This is a genomic window from Lysinibacillus sp. RS10 (assembly GCF_041956855.1).
In the GTDB taxonomy this organism is placed as follows: Bacteria; Bacillota; Bacilli; order Bacillales_A; family Planococcaceae; genus Lysinibacillus; species Lysinibacillus xylanilyticus_A.
The window spans coordinates 4,091,839-4,110,944 of the sequence record NZ_CP167122.1 but is presented as its reverse complement, the minus strand read 5'-3'; the positions used below and the strand labels follow the sequence as shown (position 1 = coordinate 4,110,944).

The window sequence follows — 19,106 nt, the reverse complement described above, 5'->3', positions numbered from 1 at the left end:
TCACATATAAAGGGGGCTGGCATATGGCTAGTAACAATGAAGTTTTATTAAGAAATGAAGTTCCAGAAGAATTAACTTGGCGCTTGGAGGATATATTTGCAACGGACGCTCTATGGGAAGAGGAGTACAAGGAAGTAGCGGAAATTTCCAAAAAGGCACCTAGCTATGCAGGTACATTAAAAAATGGTGCAAATGCTTTATTAGCGGTTCTTACTTATCACGATGATATTTATGAACGCACAATGAAGCTTTACACGTATGCCCATATGCGTAATGACCAAGATACGACAAATAGCTCTTACCAGGATATGAATAGTCGTATTCAAACATTGGCGACTAGTATCTCAGCTGCCCTATCGTTTTTAACACCAGAGATTTTATCATTGAATGAAGAAACAATAGAAAGTTACTTAGCAGAAAATAAAGATTTACAACTGTATAAACAATCTTTAAAAGAAATAACAATGGCACGTCCGCATGTATTACCGGCAGAGCAGGAAGCATTACTTGCCCAAATGACTGAGGTTACAGGTACCGCTTCAAATACATTTAGTATGTTAAATAACGCTGATATGGTATTCCCTAAGGTGAAAAATGAAGAGGGGGAAGAAGTGCAGCTAACACACGGTAACTATATTAAGTTCTTAGAAAGCAAAGATCGCACTGTTCGTGAAAATGCCTTTAAAGCTATGTACGAAACTTATGGCAACTTTAAAAATACATTTGCTGCTACATTAACGGGCAATGTAAAAAAACATAATGTCAGCGCACGTATTCGTAATTATGATTCTGCTCGCCATGCTGCCATGTCTAATAATTTTATTCCAGAAAATGTTTATGATCAATTAGTGGAAACAATCCATAAGCATTTGCCAGCTATGCAGCGCTATATTTCATTACGGAAAAAACTATTAGGCGTGAACGAACTGCATATGTGGGATTTATTTGCACCACTCGTTAAGGAAGTCGATATGAAAATCACTTACGACGAAGCGAAGGATATTTTAGTAAAGTCTTTAGCGCCACTTGGTGAGGAATACCAAGGTATTGTGAAAAGTGGTCTTGATAACCGTTGGGTAGATGTCTTAGAAAACAAAGGGAAACGCAGTGGTGCGTACTCTTCAGGTGCCTATGGGACAAATCCATACATCTTAATGAATTGGCAAGACAACGTTAATAACCTGTTTACACTAGCTCATGAATTTGGTCATAGTGTACACAGTTATTATTCACGTAAAAACCAGCCGTTTGTTTATGGCGATTATTCTATTTTTGTGGCTGAAGTGGCTTCAACATGTAATGAAGAACTGTTAAATGATTATTTACTGAAAACAATTGAAGACCCTCAACAGAAAATTTATTTATTGAATCATTGGTTAGACGGTTTCAGAAGTACAGTTTTCAGACAAACAATGTTTGCTGAATTTGAACACCTTATCCACCAAATGGATAAGAATGGTGAATCTTTAACAGCAGAACGTTTAACAGAGGTTTACTATGATTTAAATAAAAAGTACTTTGGTGAGGATATCGTCGTTGATCAGGAAATCGGCTTAGAATGGGCTCGTATTCCACACTTCTACTATAATTACTATGTGTATCAATATGCTACAGGTAAATCAGCGGCAACCGCATTAAGTCAACAGATTTTAGAAGAGGGTACACCAGCTGTAGAACGTTATATTAATAACTTCTTAAAAGCAGGTTGCTCTAATTTCCCAATTGATGTATTAAAGGCGGCCGGTGTTGACATGAACGTGGCAAAACCGATTGATGATGCATGTAAAGTATTTGAAGAACGCCTAAATGAGTTAGAAAAATTATTGTTGAATAATTAATTAGCAAGGCTGTAGGAATTTTACTACAGCCTTTTTTCTATGATAAGTGGAGCGTTTAAAAAATAATGGATAATGATTTTTTTTGATTTCTATAAGTTTAAAAGCGCTCATCTTGGAAAAATACTGTCTGTAATCGCTTTCTATTTGACAAATTTGTGAATCTAGCATCAGTATCATTGCTATATTAATTATTCCGTGATAAAGTGATTCTTGTGAAATAAATCACAAAACAAACATACACCCCTTTGTTTGAACGTGAACATTTCTCCCATCCCCTTTGTGAAAGAGAGGCGTCACTATCTGTCGAGGATAGTGGCGCTTCTTTTATTTTTTTGTTTTTTTATGTCGATTTAAGGTGTCGTATTAAATAAAGTATGGTTCTTCGGCAAAACGAGGGATTCATTCCCGTTCCGGCTAGACGCTTTTATAACAAATCATCATATATCAATCATCCCAATCTCCTACCATTAGCAATACAGTAGCCGTTAATCTACCTAATCCGGTAACAGGCGCAATATCTCCATATCCAACTGTAGTTATTGTAATCAAACCCCACCACAACGCTTCAGCGTAAGTTTCAATCGCCGGTTCAACTATAGCAATCGGTATTGGCATACATTCAAATTAGGAAATGCCCAAATCAAAAAGCCATTATGATAATCGTAAGGGAATTGCATGTATATATTAATGTAATTAAACTGCACATTAAAAATCATAATTTGAATAAATTGATAATTATAAATATACTAAAAATTACGAATTCGCAATAGTTAATGAGCTTCCTAGTGTAAACATTATCAATGTGCGAATTTTATAACTTACATTGGACGAGGGGGATTTTAAATGAGTAATGTAAAAGCTGTAGAAGTATATGATGCAGGTAATATTTGCCCAGATGATTTACCGTGGGTTTCTTATTTTGGGGTGGCTCATTTTAAGTTACTTAAAGTTAATCCAGTAACAGGACAAACTATTACTCTGTTAAAAGTTCCTGCGGGGATACAGCTTCCTACACATTTCCATCCTGGAACGGTTATTGTGTATACCATTAGTGGTTCTTGGAGATATATGGAGAATGATTGGGTTTCTAACGCTGGGGATGTAGTTTATGAGCCTGCTGGATCCCAACACACACCTGAATCTCTAGGAGATGAAGAGGTTATTACGTTAAATATTGTTGAGGCAACATTAGACTATGTGAATGAAAATGGAGAAATTATTGCTAGAGATAATTGGAAGTCATTATTGGAAAAATACCATGATCATTGTGAAGCTGAGGGAATTACACCTATAGATGTGACTCAATTTTAACTTCTTTCAGCAAAAGTCTTTTGTAGCGAAAGCAAAGCGTCAGCTACAAAGCCGATTCCAGACGCAATTATGCCGAGGCATAATTATTAGTTAGATTGATAAAAAAGAGAAGCCCTTCCATAAGACGAAGTGGCAACTCTTTTTCTCTTATATTTTCGTAATTTCAGATTTTAGATAATGAATATACTTGTTTAGTAAAATGGATATATGTTTATCTTCAGATAGAACTAATCCAAAAGAAATATTGAGACCTCTATGATTTACCAAATCAACGGGAATTATCTCTCCGTTTATGACGGGTGGATAATTTTTCATGATGAAATCAGGAGCGAATGTAATAGCCAAACTTTCATTGATAGCTTGGAGAATGCCGTCCAAATTGTTTGATGTAAATAGGATTTTCATGGGCTGGTATTTGTTAAAGAAATCATGAACAAAGTATTGCATAAATTCACCATAATATGTAACGAGCGTTTGATCTAGTATCTCATGTGAAGATATGGCGCCTGTAAACGCTAAAGGAGAATGTTTAGAAACATAGATTTTCTGTTTTCCTTCAAATAGTGATTCAAAAGCTATTCCTTCCATGTTTATGTTCCAGTCTGGTGAATAGGCAATCAGTCCGATGTCGATCTGATGCTGGCGAACATCTTCAATCACAGAAGAGCTGCTTTTTTCGTTTATTTCTACATTTACTTGAGGGTAATCTTGTTTAAAAGCAGCCAAAGCCTTTACTAGAATCGTTGTCAATCCTGGTATTGAAGATACTTTTAGTTCTCCTTCTACCATGGAATTAAATGAGAGGGCGGTCTCTTTGATTTCCTCCAATTTTCTTAACACTTCGTAGGCTTGTTTCAGAATGATTCTACCTTCATCGGTTGGCACAGCACCGTGTCCCCTTGAGCGATGTAAAATTTTTAATCCCAATTCCTTTTCTAAACTAGTAATAGATTGGCTAATAGCTGATTGAGTCACATAAAGATTCTGAGCTGCTATAGAGAGTGAATTGTGTTTTGTCACTTCAACAATATATAGTAATTGTTCAAAGTTCATAGTTTTTCTCCTTGTCTATTAAAAAATGCTTATCAAAATATATCGTGTTAGATTGGGAATGAAAACCGGTAACATATACAAGATTTAGTAGGTATACCGTCTTTGGCTAAATAATTTTACTATTAAATATATAAGTTCTCCTAAGAATAGATAAATCCTTCTTCAACTAATCTGCCCTTGTTAGCCATCTAGAGGCAGTATCATAGCCTGTAAGTGCCGCGATGATTATTGCGTATATTAAAAAAGCACAAGGCCGATTCCAGACGCAATATGCCGAAGCATAATTGATCTTATTTATGAAACTTTCTAACTAATTTGAAATTATAATCAAACCGTTTGCAGCCTCCCTTCGTTTCCTTTGATAGTACCGTTCAAAAACATATATAAAATGGAGGAATAATCATGAAGAAGACCTTGTTTCTATCAGCTTTACTGCTCTTTGTTATTGCGGCTACCGGATTGTCAGCCAATGCAAAAATGGACAGTAAGCAGGCGTCCCAGGCGACACCAAATTCCGTTCAAAGTGATCATGTTATCCGGGTGTACGGACCAGGCGGACCACTTGGACCAATCAAGGAAGCTGCTGAACATTTTTCAATTGAAACGGGAATAAAGGTGGAAGTAACAGCCGGACCAGAGGGCAAATGGATCAGCCAGGCAAAGCAAGATGCAGATATTATTTTCGGTGGCTCCGAATATATGCTGCAGGACTTCATCTTTAACCATCCCGAAATGATTGACACTAAATCACGAACGGAGCTTTACCCGCGTGCTGCAGGAATATTGGTGAGGAAAGGAAATCCAAAGAAGATTGAAAGCCTGGAGGATTTAACGAAAGATGGAGTCAAAATACTCGATGTGAATGGAGCTGGTCAGCTCGGCTTGTGGGAAGACATGGCAGGCAGAAAAGGGATAATCGAAGGTATTTCTCAAAATATTAACCTTTCTGTAAAGTCGAGTGCTGAAGCCATTGAACTATGGAAATCGAATTCTAGCCTAGACGCCTGGATTACTTATGAATCATGGCATTACCGACTTAAGGATGTGACCGACCTAGTCGAACTTCCCGAAGAAGAGAAGCTCTATCGTGGAACGCCGATCGCCCTGACGAAAATCACCGATCAGAAAAAAGAGGCACAGCAATTTATTGAGTATTTAAAAACGGAAGAAGGTCATCAAATCTTTCAAAAATGGGGATGGAAATAAGGAAGATCCTTAAATCTGAAAAACTAGGAGGAATATACATGAAAAAAGGAATTTTTACCCTTACATTACTATCAATTATTTTTGTTTTGGCTGCCTGTGGAAAAAGCACTGAGGAAAAAACAGAGACGGATCAACCCGATCAAGCCCAAACGGAACAAACTAAATCGGAACAAGCCCCGGCTGACAGCCTTCAGCTTTTGAAGAATGACAAAGTTGGAGAATACCTAGCAGATTCACAGGGAAAGACGCTGTATTACTTTAAGAAGGATGAAGCAGGAAAAAGCAATTGTAATGGAGACTGCATAGCAACCTGGCCGGCATTTACTCAGGAAGATTTCGGTGTCCCAGAAGGTTTTGACAAAAAGGATTTCGGTACAATCACAAGAGCAGACGACGGTAAGAAGCAAGTCACTTACAAAGGCTTTCCTCTGTATTATTTTGCTAAAGACCAGCAAACAGGGGATGTAAATGGACAAGGAGTAAAAGATGTATGGTTTATCGTAAATAGCAAAACAGAATTTAAGTAAGCCTGCCCAGGGAACGATCAATCGCGGTCGTTCCCATCTTTACTTTTAACTTCTTTCAGTAAGTGTCTTTTGTACCGAAAGAATATATTTTTATCCAATAGCAGGGAGTGCCACATGAAAGAAAATTACGATGCGGAATTAATGATATTGGTAAACGAAAAACACGGTCACGCATTAGAGGAGCTGTATGATCGATATATAAAGCTTGTTTACGGCTTTGTAATGAAGTTTTGTAATGGGAATGAGGATAAGACGAAAGAGATTATTCAGTTGGTCTTTTTGAGGCTATGGACAACAAACAGCCAATACGATCCCGCTCAAGGCAGCTTTGTCAATTGGCTCCTCACGATTACTCGCAATATTTGCATTGACTACCACCGCAAAGAGAAGAGGCATACGCAACACTATCAAGAGGAACATGAAGAGATCGCCGACTTTGCCAATGTAATCGAGCAACGAGTAAATACGAATGATATTGAGATGGCGAAAAACAAATTGCCGACGGCGCAAAGAAAATTAATCGATTTGCTTTATTGGAAAGGCTATTCTCTTTCAGAGATCGCCAAGCTGGAACAAGAGCCGCTCGGCACGATTAAAAGCAGGTTGCACCAAGCACTTAAAGGTCTGAGGAAGCATCTGGAATTGGAGGATATAAAATGAGAAGGGATTGTGATCATTTAATTCCATATATAGCAAATGAGCTCAAGGAGAGCGAACGCATAGCCTTTGTTGAACATTTAAAGAATTGTACGAAATGTGAGAAAGAATATCAGGAATTGTCCCAGGCCTGGCATGCTTTGCCGTTTGATTATACCGAAATCGCGGTGCCTGAATCGCTAAAAGGCGAGGTGCTGGGGTTTGTTTTTGATCAAAAAACGAAAAGCGATACGGAAACATTCATGGCTAAGATGAGTAAGCTTGCGATGAAGCTCAAAAGCCATTTCACTCCAGTTTCAACCAGTATCTTGGTCGTCTTGTTGTTCGCTATTATTGGCCTTGGAATAGCGAATGTACAGGGGGAAAATCGCCATGCTGAAAATATACCCATTGAGATTTTAACGACCATTCCCTTAAAGGCAGCAAATCAAAGCCACACGGGAACAAACGGCATCGCATATATTGTCCAGCAGGGATCTGAGAAAAATTTGGTGGTGCAGGTTCACGAATTACCAGGCGTCGAAGGCTCACAGGTTTACCAGGTTTGGCTGCTGAAAAATGGCACAAGGGAAAATAGCGGCATATTCAAGCCAGATGAAAACGGATCCGGCATACTGACCTACCAGCTCGCTGAAGGGCAGACTTTTGATCAAATCGGTATCACTGTCGAACCGGACGCCAACAGCAGCCAGCCTAAGGGAGAAAAAATAGCCGGCTCATAGATGGTAACAGAAAAGAACAGATATTTTTAAAAATGCTATTAATAAAAAATATTCGTTAGGTTTATTAGAATTTGCTAATGTTAGTGACAAGGAATTAAAATACCAGTGGACTGTAATAACAGCTTATAAATGATGGTGGAAAAGACAATACAGGTATAAAAAGGAACTTTAAATATACAGCGAATTTTTTCTACTCATTGCTTTCGTCAATTTTAGTTTTCCAATTGACATTACCATATCTAAATGAGCATATTAATCCGGATATTGATAAGATGATAGATGAGGTTGTTTATTTATTTTCGTTGAGTTTGAATAATCCGAGAGAACGTTAATTATTAGGACAACAAACAAAAGCAAGTGAAGAGTAGTTTCTTCACTTGCTTTATTTTTAGTGACTTATCGGATAAGCCCTCTATTTTTTAGAATAAGAGTATAATTGCATTATTTAATACGCCATAATGTAGCGTCATCTGTCTGAATTCGTTCAATCTTTTGTTGCAGCATACGTTTTTTTAATTCGCGTTCTGCTGTTTGTTCTGTTAATGAATAGATAAAAGCTACTTCATGTGTTGAAAGTGTATGGAATTTTACAAATAGCTCTTCCATTGTTGGTAATGGTTGACGCACAAGCTGTTCATCCATCATCTCTTGTAAAATATGTTCATAAACGTCATAGGAATAGCTACCACTAACTTTAAGTCCCTCATCTTCAATACATTCATTGAAAAATACAATACTAGGCACTTCATCAACTTCCATTTCACGTTTCATATATAAATCACATTGGAAGGCACGTGCTGTTTCCTTCGACCCAAAGTCTACAGAAAATTCATTCATGTCTAATTGAACATCCTCCGCAATTTTTAACAGCGTAGCATAGGAATTAACATCTTGATGGTTTAGTAATACATATTCTTGTAGTTTCGACAAATAGCGCGCTCCGGCACGTTTGCCCTGTAACTCTGCTGCTTTAATAGCGATAGATGGTAAAACAGGGTGATTTATGTCGAGTTCAATGCCTGATACACACCCCTTTACGCGCTTACTTAAACAATTTAAAGAGGTAAGCTCTGTGCTTAGCACAAGGCGCCATGTAAAGTAATGATTATACTCTAGCTGTAATTTACGAAGAATGGCTTGTATATTAAAAGCTTCAGGACAAAGTGGATCTACGAAAATATACAATTCAATTGGCTTATTAGCAGTAGAAATCTCAGGAGTTGGTGCTTGCAACATTTGAATATTATTCACGTAACAATTCCCCCTCATCGTCATTTGGTGTATTAATCATGTGATGAGCTGTTAATACTAAACGTTGATAATAAGTTTCACGGAACTTCCCTTCTAAACCAACTTCATCCATTGCTTCGGACATACATTCGAGCCAAGCTTGAGCACGATCGGGTGTAATTGGAAAATTCATATGACGTGCACGCATCATTGGATGTCCATGTTCCTCAGTAAAAAGATTTGGTCCACCTAAATACTGTGTTTGAAATTGAATTTGCTTGCGGGCTGTCTCTGTCAAATCTTCCGGAAAGATTGGAATAAGATCAGGATGCTGAGCAACTCTTTTATAGAATGCATGAATTAGCTCTGAAAGTTTTTCAGCTCCCAGCTCCTCATAAGGAACAGTGTATTTTCTACTCATAAGTTAAATGCTCCTTCAAGTCTTTATATCGTAAAGTACAATTTTATACTCGGTCATCTTCAAAAATGTGAATTTCTTGTGACTACCTTCATTCTATCAACGTCTTTTCGTTAACACAAACAAACCGCTCTTTGGAATTGTTTTTCGCTAGAAAAGAACAAATTTCACCACAAAGGGTGAAATTTGCTGAAAAAGATTGTAATAACAGTGATTATGCGATTAAGCAGTGTAGTAATTCATCACTTTTTTGACATAATTCTGTGTTTCTTTGAAAGGAGGAACGCCACCATACTTTGTAACGCGAGAAGCTCCTGCGTTATAGGCAGCTAACGCTAACGTTGGATCATTATCGAATTTATCTAGCATTTGGCGTAAATATTTTGCCCCAGCCATAATATTTTGCTCAGGATCAAAAGCGTTAGTAACCCCTAAATACTGTGCTGTTTTTGGCATTAATTGCATTAAACCTTGTGCTCCAGCGTGACTAACCACTGTTGGATTAAAATTAGACTCTTGCTTGATTACGGCAGCGATAAGTTTCTCGGGTACATTATATGTAGCTGCTGCCTTTTCAATAATCGAAGCATATTGGTTCGCCCCTGTTAATGCATTGGCATACGCTGTTGAACCAATGACATTATCTGAAACATAGGTGTCTAGTTTTGTACTAGATTGTGTGTTTGCTAATGCTGCCTGTACAGAATCAGGGATATAGACGGCATTAGAACCATTATAGAGCAATGATTGGTACCCACTATTTTGCATGTTTTCAAACAACCCATTTGAACTACTAAATTGGTTGATCGATGAAGAGATGCTTGATGCACTTCCGAGTAAACTGGACAATTTTGCACTATTAGCAGTTGTTGCACCGCCAAGTAATTCGCTAATCATGTCTGAAAACATAGAATTACTGTCTGTAAGATTGTTAGACGATGAATTTTCTGTAGAGCCTAGTGTTTGCAATGCTTGAATTTCAAGTAAAGTTCTGATTGATTGGATATCCAAGGAGTTGGTCACCCTTTCTTAAGCTATTAGTATTATTTTTTATCCATTTGTAATGCTTGCATAAAACGTGCGATTTTTTTATCTGCAGACCGTTTTTCAATACCATATTGCTGTAGAAATTCGTCGAAGATTGCATTTCCTTTTATTGCATCTTTTGATTCATATTCTACCTCATAATCGTCGCACTGCAAATAGAAAGAGTGGTCAAATACTAGAAGACCATCTCTATAAGGTATTTCGACACGATCCGTTGTCAGTGAACCGAAAACTTCCAAATTTTCTAAAGGAATGTGAAATAGTGCTAGTCTTTTTGCTACCTCTTTGGCATAAAAACCTTCTCCTACAAGCATTTTGTTTGCCTGCTCAGCAGTTATTTCATCTGTTGTTTCTAAATGTGCATGCTCTGCACTTTTTTCTTTTAATGTACATTCATAATATTTGTCGATTTGTCTAATACGAAGCCCGCTTTGTAATTTCCGAATAGCTTGGGAAGGTGTGTCGAAATAATGATTTGTTTGACGATGAATAGCATTTTCGGGAATGTTGAACTCTTGCAATAAATGCTCGTATTGTTGTTTTGTTAAGAGGTTTTTAAATTCTATTTCAAGTTGTTGTGCCATATATGATCACCTGTTTAGTTTAAATTTTTTCAAATGTGTTGATTAGAAGAAAGAAAAGTTTAATTCGTTAATATTTACACACTGCAACTATTTACCCTGTATGCTAAAATAAGAGGAAGAGTATGAAAAAAAGGGGAACGGCCTGTGCGTAAAATTTATATAATAGAAACATTGAATTTTGAAAACGAGCAACTTCATTTTAGTTTAAACGACATTGATGAAAATTTACAGTTAAAACCTGCTGCACAACTAATTGCAGATTCTGATGACTTTGCGTTTATTTATTTACTTGATGCAGGAGAAAATTATCATTACTTGCGTTTTCCACCGAGTAGTTGGGATCAACTTGTACATATTTTACAAAAAAAGAAAAATCCAAAGCTGCAACTAGGTGAAGAAGTTATTGAACTTACCAATTTTTACGATGAATTAGAAATGCTCGTGTATAATATTGAAGGAAATTACAATTACGGGGCGGAATTTGTCCAAGCAGTGGAACAACACTTCAAGACAATTCTCGCTGAATAAAAAGACAAAACGAACAGACGGTGTTGGTTTTGTTCGATACCGAATGTCGGGAGGTTTTTGTGATGGGACAATGGGAAATATTTTTAGGTCCTTATAAACAAGCAGTAGATGAGTTAAAAGTAAAATTAAAGGGTATGCGTTCGCAGTTTGGTATTGTTAATGCAAATTCACCAATCGAGTTTGTTACAGGGCGTGTAAAACCTTTAGCAAGTATATACGATAAAACATTAGAAAAGGGACTTTCCTTTGAGCCTTCTAAACAACTGGGTGATGAGCTAGGTGATATTGCTGGCCTTCGTATTATGTGTCAATTTGTAGATGATATTTCAACAGTTACGGAGCTAATCCGTCAACGAAAAGATATGCGTGTAGTAGAAGAACGAGACTATATTACACATAATAAACCAAGTGGATATCGCTCATATCACATGATTGTTGAATATCCCGTTGAGACGATTCAAGGGAAAAAATTGGTATTAGCTGAAATTCAAATAAGAACACTAGCTATGAATTTCTGGGCATCTATTGAGCATTCATTAAATTATAAATATAAAGGCATGTTCCCAGAGGAAATAAAAAATCGCCTTCAAAGTGCTGCAGAGGCGGCCTTCCGATTGGATGAGGAAATGTCGTCCATTCGCAGTGAGATTCAAGAAGCACAAGCTTATTTTAGCGAATACAAAGAAGCATCGAATCCTAATTTACTATCAGAGAAGGAGCGTGACATAAAATGAAATTTTCCATTCAATCACGTAGAGATGCACAATCGAACGAATTAATGGAGCTAGCAAGAACGTATTTGCAGGATTTTGGGCTAACTTATGATGAAGAATCGCCTGAAATCGTAGTCTCTATTGGAGGAGATGGAACATTATTACATGCCTTCCATCGATATTCTCATTTGCTAGATCAGGTTGCCTTCGTAGGTATCCATACAGGACATTTAGGATTTTATGCGGACTGGAAGCCATCTGAATTAGAAAAGCTTGTTTTGTCGATTGCTAAGAAAGACTTTAACGTTGTGGAGTATCCATTACTAGAGGTGAAGGTGGAGCATCATAATGCGGAGTCTAATACGTATTTAGCGTTAAATGAAGCGACTGTGAAATCACCTGATGTCACGCTTGTTATGGATGTGGAGTTAAATGGCAATCAGTTTGAACGTTTCCGTGGAGATGGGCTTTGTGTGTCGACTCCTTCGGGTAGCACAGCGTATAATAAAGCCCTCGGTGGAGCGATTATTCACCCGACTTTAGCTGCATTCCAAATTACTGAAATAGCATCTATCAATAACCGTGTCTTCCGTACAGTTGGTTCACCACTCATTTTACCAGCCCACCATCACTGTATTTTACGTCCAGTTAATGATCAAAACTTTAATATGACGGTTGATCATTTACAAGTTACGCAAGGCGATGTGAAGTCGATTGCTTTTAATGTAGCAAATGAAAGAGTACGTTTTGCTCGTTTCCGCCCATTCCCATTCTGGGAACGAGTCCATGAATCGTTCGTGGCAAATGAATAAGATGGATACAAGGTTTACACTGCATTTTATAGCAGAAAAGGAAGGTCAACTACTAAGGGAAGCCTTAACTGAATGGCGAATCTCCAAGCGAGCTTTAACAGCTATTAAATTTGATGGAGGTTTATTGACAGTGAATGATGTCGAACGCAATGTTAGACATCCTCTTCACGTTGGGGATCGAGTTGAAGTGAAATTCCCTCCAGAAGAAAAAAGTGAAGGACTTGCTGTTGAACATGGTGAACTCGCTATTACTTTTGAAGATGAAGCTATTTTAGTGCTTAATAAGCCAGCGCGTCAGAGTACGATCCCTTCGAGAGAGCATCCAACACTTAGCGTAGCTAATCTAGTGTGTGGTCATTTTCAGAAGCAAGGTCTAGCGTCTACTGCCCATATCGTCACGAGACTTGATCGTGATACTTCTGGCTTATTATGCATCGCTAAACATGCTCATATCCATCATTTAACGGGACTTGCACAGCGTAATGGAGAAATTTCTCGACAATATGAAGCAATTGTACATGGACATGTAGCTCAAGATATACAATCCATCATTGCTCCTATTGGACGCAAAGAGACGAGTATTATTGAGCGAGAGATACGTGAAGACGGTCAATTTGCGCATACCGATGTGACAGTTTTAAGACACTTTTATTTACATGATGAACCGATGACACATATACAACTAAAGTTACACACCGGGCGTACACATCAAATTCGTGTGCATATGGCTTATGTGGGATATCCACTTGTTGGAGATGCACTTTATGGTGGAAGTCGCAACCATATCAATAGACAAGCCCTACATTGTGTATCTTTAAAGATGCTCCACCCCTTAACAGGTGAGAGTTTACACTTCACAAGTGACTTAAACGAAGATATGCAGCAATTACTGAATGACTCCTTAGCTTAAAGTTTTGATTTTATTTTTTAAAAACTATACGATGACGAATACTTTCTAAACAGTCTTGAGTTCACTAAGTGTGAAAACTATTTTATATATTTAAGGAGATGTTCGCACAAACGGGCATCTCCTTCTATCATTTTTTATCTCTAATAAGAAAGTTTTCTTAACAGCACGTTAACAGAAAAGAAAGTGTTTGTAGGATATAGTAAATCAGAGGGCTTTTTAGGCACATTACTATAAGTTAGGGATGACATTTTTTAAAATGTAGTATAAGTTGATTGGAGTGGAGACTGAGCGACTCCTTGGGGATCAGCAATAGAGGAACGAAGGCTAAAACCATCACGTCCTGTGATAACGCCTTCGTGACCAACATCCTGTAGCTGACGTTGCGTTTGCACTACGCTTTCGCACAGAAAACATTTGTTGCCCCGAGACCCTGGAGCGAAGCGGCTCATCGGACGCCCCAGGAAGCTCTGCTCTGCGCGAAAGCGAAGCGTCAGCGGCAAATGTTTTCTGTAGCGAAAGCAAAGCGACAGCTACAAAGCGCCCAGTCGGAACGGAAATCAATCCCACGTTATGATGATAGGTAAAATAGAAACGTTTATCCACAGATTTATCCAATTAGATCATGGCGATGTCTCAGGTTATTAGGAATTAAAAAAAGGGTTTGCAGAAAAGGTACAATACACTCTATTATATATAAGGTAGATTTACGGCATTGTCCGTATCAATGATTTAACGTATTTCAGCAAATGTTTTCTGTACCGAAAGCATAGCAACAGGTTCAAATGAATTTACTTTTCGGCGGTTGGTCAAACACCTGCTGAAATATAGGAACTCAGTCTAAGAACGCCACGTCCTGTGGCAAAGACTGAGTGACCAACATCACGTTGGCCTAAAGCCTCCGGCAGATGTCACTGAATCGGAAAGGAGTGCTTAGAGGATGTTAGCCTAAAATCATCGCATCCATGCGATAACGGCTAACTGACCTGCATCGGTAAAAACGCCACGTCCTGTGGCATTACCGAAATGACCGACATCGTGTCGGCCCTCGTGCAGGCCTAAGCACAAAGCCGATTCTGGACGCAATTATGCCGAGGCATAATTGATTCTCGGAAGGAGGGGACAAGCATGATAGAGGAAAGAAATGAAAAGGATGATGTGCAATTCGACGAGGCACGTTTGCGAGAAATGCTCGAAGCACATGATATTGACGCATTCCGTGATGAGTTTTTAGAGCTTCATCCGTATGATCAGGCAACGTTTTATGAGAAGGTGGAACCTGATATAAGGAAGATCATCTATTCGTTCTTGTCTCCGACGGAAATGGCTGATATTTTTGAGGCAATCGAAATAGATGATGATGAGTACACAGCGTATCTAGCTGAGATGGCTCCGTCATATGGTGCAGAAATGCTTTCTCATATGTATGCAGATGATGCAGCAGACGTTTTAAATGAGTTGGATACAGAGCAACGTGAAAGCTATTTAGGCATGATGGATGAGGAAACAGCTGAAGAAATTAATGAACTATTAAGCTACGATGAATATACTGCCGGTTCTATCATGACGACAGAATATGTAGCGATTCCAGAAAATTCTACTGTGCGTTCAGCAATGGCGATTTTACGAAAAGAGGCGCCGGATGCCGAAACAATTTATTATATTTTTGTCGTTGACGAAGAACATCGATTAACAGGCGTTATTTCACTTCGCGATTTAATTATTGCTGATGAAGATACACTTATACGTTCAATTATGAATGAACGTGTTGTGATGGTGCATGCAGGGGATGACCAAGAAGAGGTTGCTCAAATTATGAAGGACTATAATTTCTTAGCAACTCCAGTTATTGACGATAAGGGAGAATTACTAGGGATTATCACAGTCGACGATATTATTGATGTTATTGATGAGGAAGCATCGGAGGATTACTCTAAATTAGCGGGTATTTCCGATATGGATAAATTTGATACGACTTCGTTACAAGCAGCTAAAAAACGCTTACCATGGCTTGTCATATTACTATTTTTAGGAATGTTAACAGCAAATTTGATGGGGCAGTTTGAAGCAACGTTAGAACAAGTAGCGTTACTTGCGGTGTTTATCCCTCTTATTTCAGGTACTTCTGGGAATAGTGGAACTCAGGCACTAGCGGTAGCTATTCGAGGAATTGCGACAGGAGACGTCGAAGATCATAGTAAGCTCAAATTACTACTACGTGAAGCAGGAACAGGCTTAATGTCTGGAATTGTTTGTGGGCTGATTGTTATCGGCATCGTCTATATTTGGAAACAAGAGCTTATTCTTGGAATGCTGGTAGGTGCAGCGCTATGTGGTTCTATTTTAGTGGCTACAGTTGCAGGTTCTTTTATCCCACTGCTTATGCATCGCTTGAAAATTGATCCAGCTGTTGCATCAGGTCCATTTATTACAACATTAAATGATATTACAAGTATTTTAATTTATTTAGGTTTAGCGACAGTTTTTTTAAGTCAGATAGGCTAAGAACCAAATCCCTTTCTTTTGCATATTGTAAGAAAAAAGGGAAGTGAGTAATGTGGATCGAGAGCCACGCTTGTTTATAAAATCACCACAATATTTTCTAAATATCTCTAAGGTGCTACATGAACTTGATTTGAGTGAAAGTACATCAGTGTATGTAAAGGACGGCTATTTCAATGAACAAACAATGGAAGAAAAAGAAGAAGTGGTAGAGGAATTACTAATAGATCCGTATTTACTAAAGCAACTTCAATTTTTAGAAAAGCCGTTTCGACAAAAAGCCTATCAACCATTAGTAATATCTTTGAAAGATGGTAGGAAATTACACGGTAATGCATCGGATGTACAGACTGATTCATTGATGTTTACTTCTTTAGAATTAAAGACACAAGAGATTATCTATTTTGAGGATATAGCGCACATATTATGGCGAGGCAAACAATTACCTACCTTATGAAAAAAGTGTACAGCAGAGGATGCTGTACACTTTTTTTATGTGTAGTGTGTCAAAGGAGAAAAGATTAGTTACAAATCCCTAAGTCAACATCAGCAATACATTGTACAGCGCAGAAACATGATAAATCTACAGTGATACAGCTCTCAGTTGGATTCCAATCATCTACTTTACATATTTTTTTCATGTTGACACAGCAACCATCACGACTTAATAGGTCTACTGTACTTTCACTAGAGTCAAATGAACATAAAGGCTCTAAAACACGCAAAGTAGCGCAGCACTCATCAAACATATCTTCTACACGGAAAAATACTGATGTACATATACATGGATCTGCTGTTGGAGAATTAAAGAATGCTTTGAAAGGAGTACCATCTTTGGTAATTAACATGAATACACGTGTATCTGCATGAGAGCGTGAAGGACTTACAATGCCTCCAAGTGGTTCTAAGAAACAGTTAGCTGTACATGGTTGACATTCTTCTCTCACCGCTTGATTTTGAATGTCTAAAATAGCGCGTACTACGTCACAAACGCAGCCTGCTGAATGGATTGGTCCAATAGGATTTGTTGGCTTGCCACAACCCATATTGTCACCTCCTTTCCTCGTTACTACTTATACAATATGTACCCATGAAAAATGGACACGGGCTTTCGCCTTTCGTATATCTTGTTAGGTGAATAGTTTTTTTATCTAAGGAGAAACTGTAAAGAAAAGGAGGGTAAAACCTTGAGGCTATTAGGAATAATGTTACCTCTATTAGTTAGTATGTCGCTTTTAAGTGGTTGCAATGAGAAAGAAAAATTTATTGTCTACGGTTCACCGGAAAATGAAGAGGAAGTTGAAGCCATTTTAAAAGAACATGACTTTGTTGATAAAACAACGGTTATCCAATATGAAGATAGTATGCTTGTAGCAGTTCAAATTAAACCATGGGATAAGTGGAAAAAGGCTAAATTTGAGAAAAAGTTGCAAAAGGAATTTGATGAAAAATATCCAAACAAAGACGTTTTGGTCTCAGCTGATTATAAAATATTTTATGAAGCCAATAAAATAAAAAAGGATAAAATTGAAGATAATAAACTGAGCGATAAAATTAAGGAATTGAAAGAGCTTGCAAAGGAGGAGTCATAAATGGAGAAAGAGCAATATAAAAAACTAGAACAAAATGTCACACCGAAGCCACCCTACTTAAAGAATGTTGCAAAGGCTTTTTTTGTAGGAGGTCTTATTTGTACAATCGGACAAGCTGTTTCACTTTTTTATATGATTTTCTTTAACTTTACGGAAGCGACAGCAGGAAATCCGACAGTTGCAACAATGGTGTTTTTCGCCATGATTTTAACGGGCTTTGGTTTATATAAGAGAATCGGTCAATTTGCTGGAGCTGGATCGGCTGTACCTGTTACAGGGTTTGGGAATGCTGTGATTTCAGCTGCCATTGAACATAGATCTGAAGGATTAGTGCTTGGTGTTGGTGGGAATTTATTTAAATTAGCGGGGTCAGTTGTATTATTTGGTGTTGTATCTGCTTTTTTTGTTGGCCTTATTAAATATATTCTTGTGGCGATAGGAGTGGTTTCATGGTAATTGTCTTTCAATCGAAACCGTCCTTACTAGCGGGTGGTGTGGTAGCAGGCCCGCTAGAGAAACGTAGTATATTTAGTCGATATTTTGATGCGACTTATGATGACGAGCGTTGGGAAATGAAAACAAATGAACAGGGTCATCGAAAAATGGTTGAAGAGGCTTGTGAATTTGCGATGAAAAAAGCTGGCGTGAAAAATCCGGACATTGATTACTTTGTGGGTGGGGATTTAGTCAATCAAATGACACCGACCAATTTTGCAGCTAGAGATTTAGCTATTCCTTTTATTGGAATGTTCTCTGCATGTGCTACCTCTGTTTCTTCAGTAATCGTTGCGAGCCTTTTAACAGAAGTAGGTGCCGCAAATTTCTCGCTAGCTGGTGCATCTAGTCAACACAATGCAGTTGAACGACAATTCCGCTATCCAGTTGATTATGGCTCGCAAAAACCTCAAACTGCTCAATGGACGGTAACAGCTGCTGGTTATGCGCTAATTGGGAAGCATCATGAGGAATATCCTTCTATTGAAGCAGCAACAGTTGGAAAATCAATTGATTATGGTATGGATGACCCGTTTCATATGGGTGCTGCAATGGCACCAGCTGCTTTTCAAACGATTCAATCACATTTAGAGCAACGTAATCAAAAAATATACAATTATGATTTAATTTTAACCGGTGATTTAGGTCAACTTGGCTTGAAACTTCTAAAAGGAATGCTTGTTGAAAGTGGCGTAAAGAATGAGGAGTTAACACTTTTACGTGATGCAGGTGCTGAATTTTATGGACAGGATGAATCATTCCAATCTGGTGCAAGTGGCGCAGGCTGTTCGGCCGCAATTTTTTTTAGTTATGTGATCCAACAAATGCGAGCAGGTACCTATAAGCGAGTACTTCTTGTAGCAACAGGAGCATTACTGTCCCCGCTTTCGTTTCAACAGGGTGAAACAATTCCATGTACGGCACATGCAATTGAAATTACAATGAAATGAGGTAAAAGTTATGG

Annotated in this window: 23 protein-coding genes; 16 read left to right on the top strand and 7 right to left on the bottom strand. The window is 38.1% G+C overall.

The window, feature by feature from the left end:
- Positions 1-23: 23 nt before the first annotated feature.
- The gene (pepF, locus tag ACB089_RS20835; protein WP_374963737.1) at positions 24-1,838 is read left to right on the top strand and encodes an oligoendopeptidase F; all 1,815 of its coding nucleotides are present in this window, start codon (positions 24-26) and stop codon (positions 1,836-1,838) included.
- 444 nt (positions 1,839-2,282) lie between these two features.
- Here the strand turns inward: pepF and ACB089_RS20830 are convergent, their stop codons facing one another.
- Positions 2,283-2,453 (bottom strand): potassium channel family protein, encoded by a 171-nt coding sequence (locus tag ACB089_RS20830; RefSeq protein WP_374963736.1) that lies wholly within the window; start codon positions 2,451-2,453, stop codon positions 2,283-2,285.
- A 228-nt stretch (positions 2,454-2,681) separates the two neighbouring features.
- On the opposite strand from ACB089_RS20830, the gene ACB089_RS20825 reads away from it, so the two are divergent.
- Positions 2,682-3,149 (top strand): 2,4'-dihydroxyacetophenone dioxygenase family protein, encoded by a 468-nt coding sequence (locus ACB089_RS20825; RefSeq protein ID WP_368636980.1) that lies wholly within the window; start codon positions 2,682-2,684, stop codon positions 3,147-3,149.
- Between the two features lie 147 nt (positions 3,150-3,296).
- Here the strand turns inward: ACB089_RS20825 and ACB089_RS20820 are convergent, their stop codons facing one another.
- On the bottom strand, positions 3,297-4,202 hold the full coding sequence (locus ACB089_RS20820; protein ID WP_374963735.1) for a LysR family transcriptional regulator: 906 nt from the start codon (positions 4,200-4,202) through the stop codon (positions 3,297-3,299).
- A gap of 402 nt (positions 4,203-4,604) precedes the next feature.
- Between ACB089_RS20820 and ACB089_RS20815 the strand changes: the two genes are divergently transcribed.
- The 4 genes from ACB089_RS20815 (at position 4,605) to ACB089_RS20800 (ending at position 7,314) form a co-directional block, all read left to right on the top strand.
- Complete coding sequence (locus ACB089_RS20815) at positions 4,605-5,408, top strand: extracellular solute-binding protein (protein WP_374963734.1); 804 nt, start codon at positions 4,605-4,607, stop codon at positions 5,406-5,408.
- A 38-nt stretch (positions 5,409-5,446) separates the two neighbouring features.
- Complete coding sequence (locus ACB089_RS20810) at positions 5,447-5,935, top strand: hypothetical protein (RefSeq protein ID WP_374963733.1); 489 nt, start codon at positions 5,447-5,449, stop codon at positions 5,933-5,935.
- 114 nt (positions 5,936-6,049) lie between these two features.
- The gene (locus ACB089_RS20805; RefSeq protein WP_374963732.1) at positions 6,050-6,595 is read left to right on the top strand and encodes an RNA polymerase sigma factor; all 546 of its coding nucleotides are present in this window, start codon (positions 6,050-6,052) and stop codon (positions 6,593-6,595) included.
- On the top strand, positions 6,592-7,314 hold the full coding sequence (locus ACB089_RS20800) for an anti-sigma factor domain-containing protein (protein ID WP_374963731.1): 723 nt from the start codon (positions 6,592-6,594) through the stop codon (positions 7,312-7,314). Before ACB089_RS20805 ends, ACB089_RS20800 begins: the two co-directional genes overlap by 4 nt.
- A gap of 441 nt (positions 7,315-7,755) precedes the next feature.
- Here ACB089_RS20800 and ACB089_RS20795 read toward each other — a convergent pair whose 3' ends face one another.
- The 4 genes from ACB089_RS20795 to ACB089_RS20780 all read right to left on the bottom strand — a co-directional run bounded on the left by ACB089_RS20795 (position 7,756) and on the right by ACB089_RS20780 (position 10,593).
- On the bottom strand, positions 7,756-8,565 hold the full coding sequence (locus ACB089_RS20795; protein WP_368636975.1) for a DsbA family protein: 810 nt from the start codon (positions 8,563-8,565) through the stop codon (positions 7,756-7,758).
- On the bottom strand, positions 8,558-8,965 hold the full coding sequence (locus tag ACB089_RS20790) for a globin (RefSeq protein ID WP_068983445.1): 408 nt from the start codon (positions 8,963-8,965) through the stop codon (positions 8,558-8,560). The genes ACB089_RS20795 and ACB089_RS20790 overlap by 8 nt, the downstream gene beginning before the upstream one ends.
- A gap of 219 nt (positions 8,966-9,184) precedes the next feature.
- A complete protein-coding gene (locus ACB089_RS20785; RefSeq protein ID WP_374963730.1) occupies positions 9,185-9,973 on the bottom strand; it encodes a lytic transglycosylase domain-containing protein in 789 nt (262 codons plus the stop codon).
- 32 nt (positions 9,974-10,005) lie between these two features.
- Entirely contained in the window at positions 10,006-10,593 is a 588-nt protein-coding gene (locus tag ACB089_RS20780; RefSeq protein WP_368636973.1) for a CYTH domain-containing protein, read from the bottom strand.
- A 144-nt stretch (positions 10,594-10,737) separates the two neighbouring features.
- On the opposite strand from ACB089_RS20780, the gene ACB089_RS20775 reads away from it, so the two are divergent.
- The 7 genes from ACB089_RS20775 to ACB089_RS20745 all read left to right on the top strand — a co-directional run bounded on the left by ACB089_RS20775 (position 10,738) and on the right by ACB089_RS20745 (position 16,512).
- Positions 10,738-11,121, top strand: coding sequence for a hypothetical protein (locus ACB089_RS20775; protein ID WP_374963729.1), 384 nt, complete (start codon positions 10,738-10,740; stop codon positions 11,119-11,121).
- Positions 11,122-11,183: 62 nt separating this feature from the next.
- The gene (locus ACB089_RS20770; RefSeq protein ID WP_068983441.1) at positions 11,184-11,855 is read left to right on the top strand and encodes a GTP pyrophosphokinase family protein; all 672 of its coding nucleotides are present in this window, start codon (positions 11,184-11,186) and stop codon (positions 11,853-11,855) included.
- The gene (locus ACB089_RS20765; protein ID WP_068983440.1) at positions 11,852-12,646 is read left to right on the top strand and encodes an NAD kinase; all 795 of its coding nucleotides are present in this window, start codon (positions 11,852-11,854) and stop codon (positions 12,644-12,646) included. The genes ACB089_RS20770 and ACB089_RS20765 overlap by 4 nt, the downstream gene beginning before the upstream one ends.
- Positions 12,621-13,556 carry an RluA family pseudouridine synthase gene (locus ACB089_RS20760; RefSeq protein ID WP_374963728.1) on the top strand — a complete coding sequence of 312 codons (936 nt, stop codon included), beginning with the start codon at positions 12,621-12,623 and terminating at the stop codon, positions 13,554-13,556. The genes ACB089_RS20765 and ACB089_RS20760 overlap by 26 nt, the downstream gene beginning before the upstream one ends.
- Before the next feature lie 386 nt (positions 13,557-13,942).
- A complete protein-coding gene (locus ACB089_RS20755; RefSeq protein WP_374963727.1) occupies positions 13,943-14,140 on the top strand; it encodes a hypothetical protein in 198 nt (65 codons plus the stop codon).
- Positions 14,141-14,681: 541 nt separating this feature from the next.
- Positions 14,682-16,058 carry a magnesium transporter gene (gene mgtE / locus ACB089_RS20750; protein ID WP_374963726.1) on the top strand — a complete coding sequence of 459 codons (1,377 nt, stop codon included), beginning with the start codon at positions 14,682-14,684 and terminating at the stop codon, positions 16,056-16,058.
- Between the two features lie 52 nt (positions 16,059-16,110).
- On the top strand, positions 16,111-16,512 hold the full coding sequence (locus ACB089_RS20745) for a hypothetical protein (protein WP_368636969.1): 402 nt from the start codon (positions 16,111-16,113) through the stop codon (positions 16,510-16,512).
- 64 nt (positions 16,513-16,576) lie between these two features.
- On the opposite strand, the gene ACB089_RS20740 is transcribed toward ACB089_RS20745, so the two are convergent.
- Positions 16,577-17,101, bottom strand: a complete 525-nt coding sequence (locus ACB089_RS20740; protein WP_368636968.1) for a CotY/CotZ family spore coat protein — start codon at positions 17,099-17,101, stop codon at positions 16,577-16,579.
- Between the two features lie 141 nt (positions 17,102-17,242).
- Between ACB089_RS20740 and ACB089_RS20735 the strand changes: the two genes are divergently transcribed.
- Genes ACB089_RS20735 through ACB089_RS20725 form a run of 3 tightly spaced genes read left to right on the top strand, consistent with a single transcriptional unit; the run spans position 17,243 to position 19,092 of the window.
- Entirely contained in the window at positions 17,243-17,647 is a 405-nt protein-coding gene (locus ACB089_RS20735) for a hypothetical protein (RefSeq protein WP_374963725.1), read from the top strand.
- A complete protein-coding gene (spoVAC, locus tag ACB089_RS20730; RefSeq protein ID WP_368636966.1) occupies positions 17,648-18,103 on the top strand; it encodes a stage V sporulation protein AC in 456 nt (151 codons plus the stop codon).
- Entirely contained in the window at positions 18,097-19,092 is a 996-nt protein-coding gene (locus ACB089_RS20725) for a stage V sporulation protein AD (RefSeq protein WP_374963724.1), read from the top strand. The genes spoVAC and ACB089_RS20725 overlap by 7 nt, the downstream gene beginning before the upstream one ends.
- The last annotated feature ends 14 nt before the right edge of the window (positions 19,093-19,106 follow it).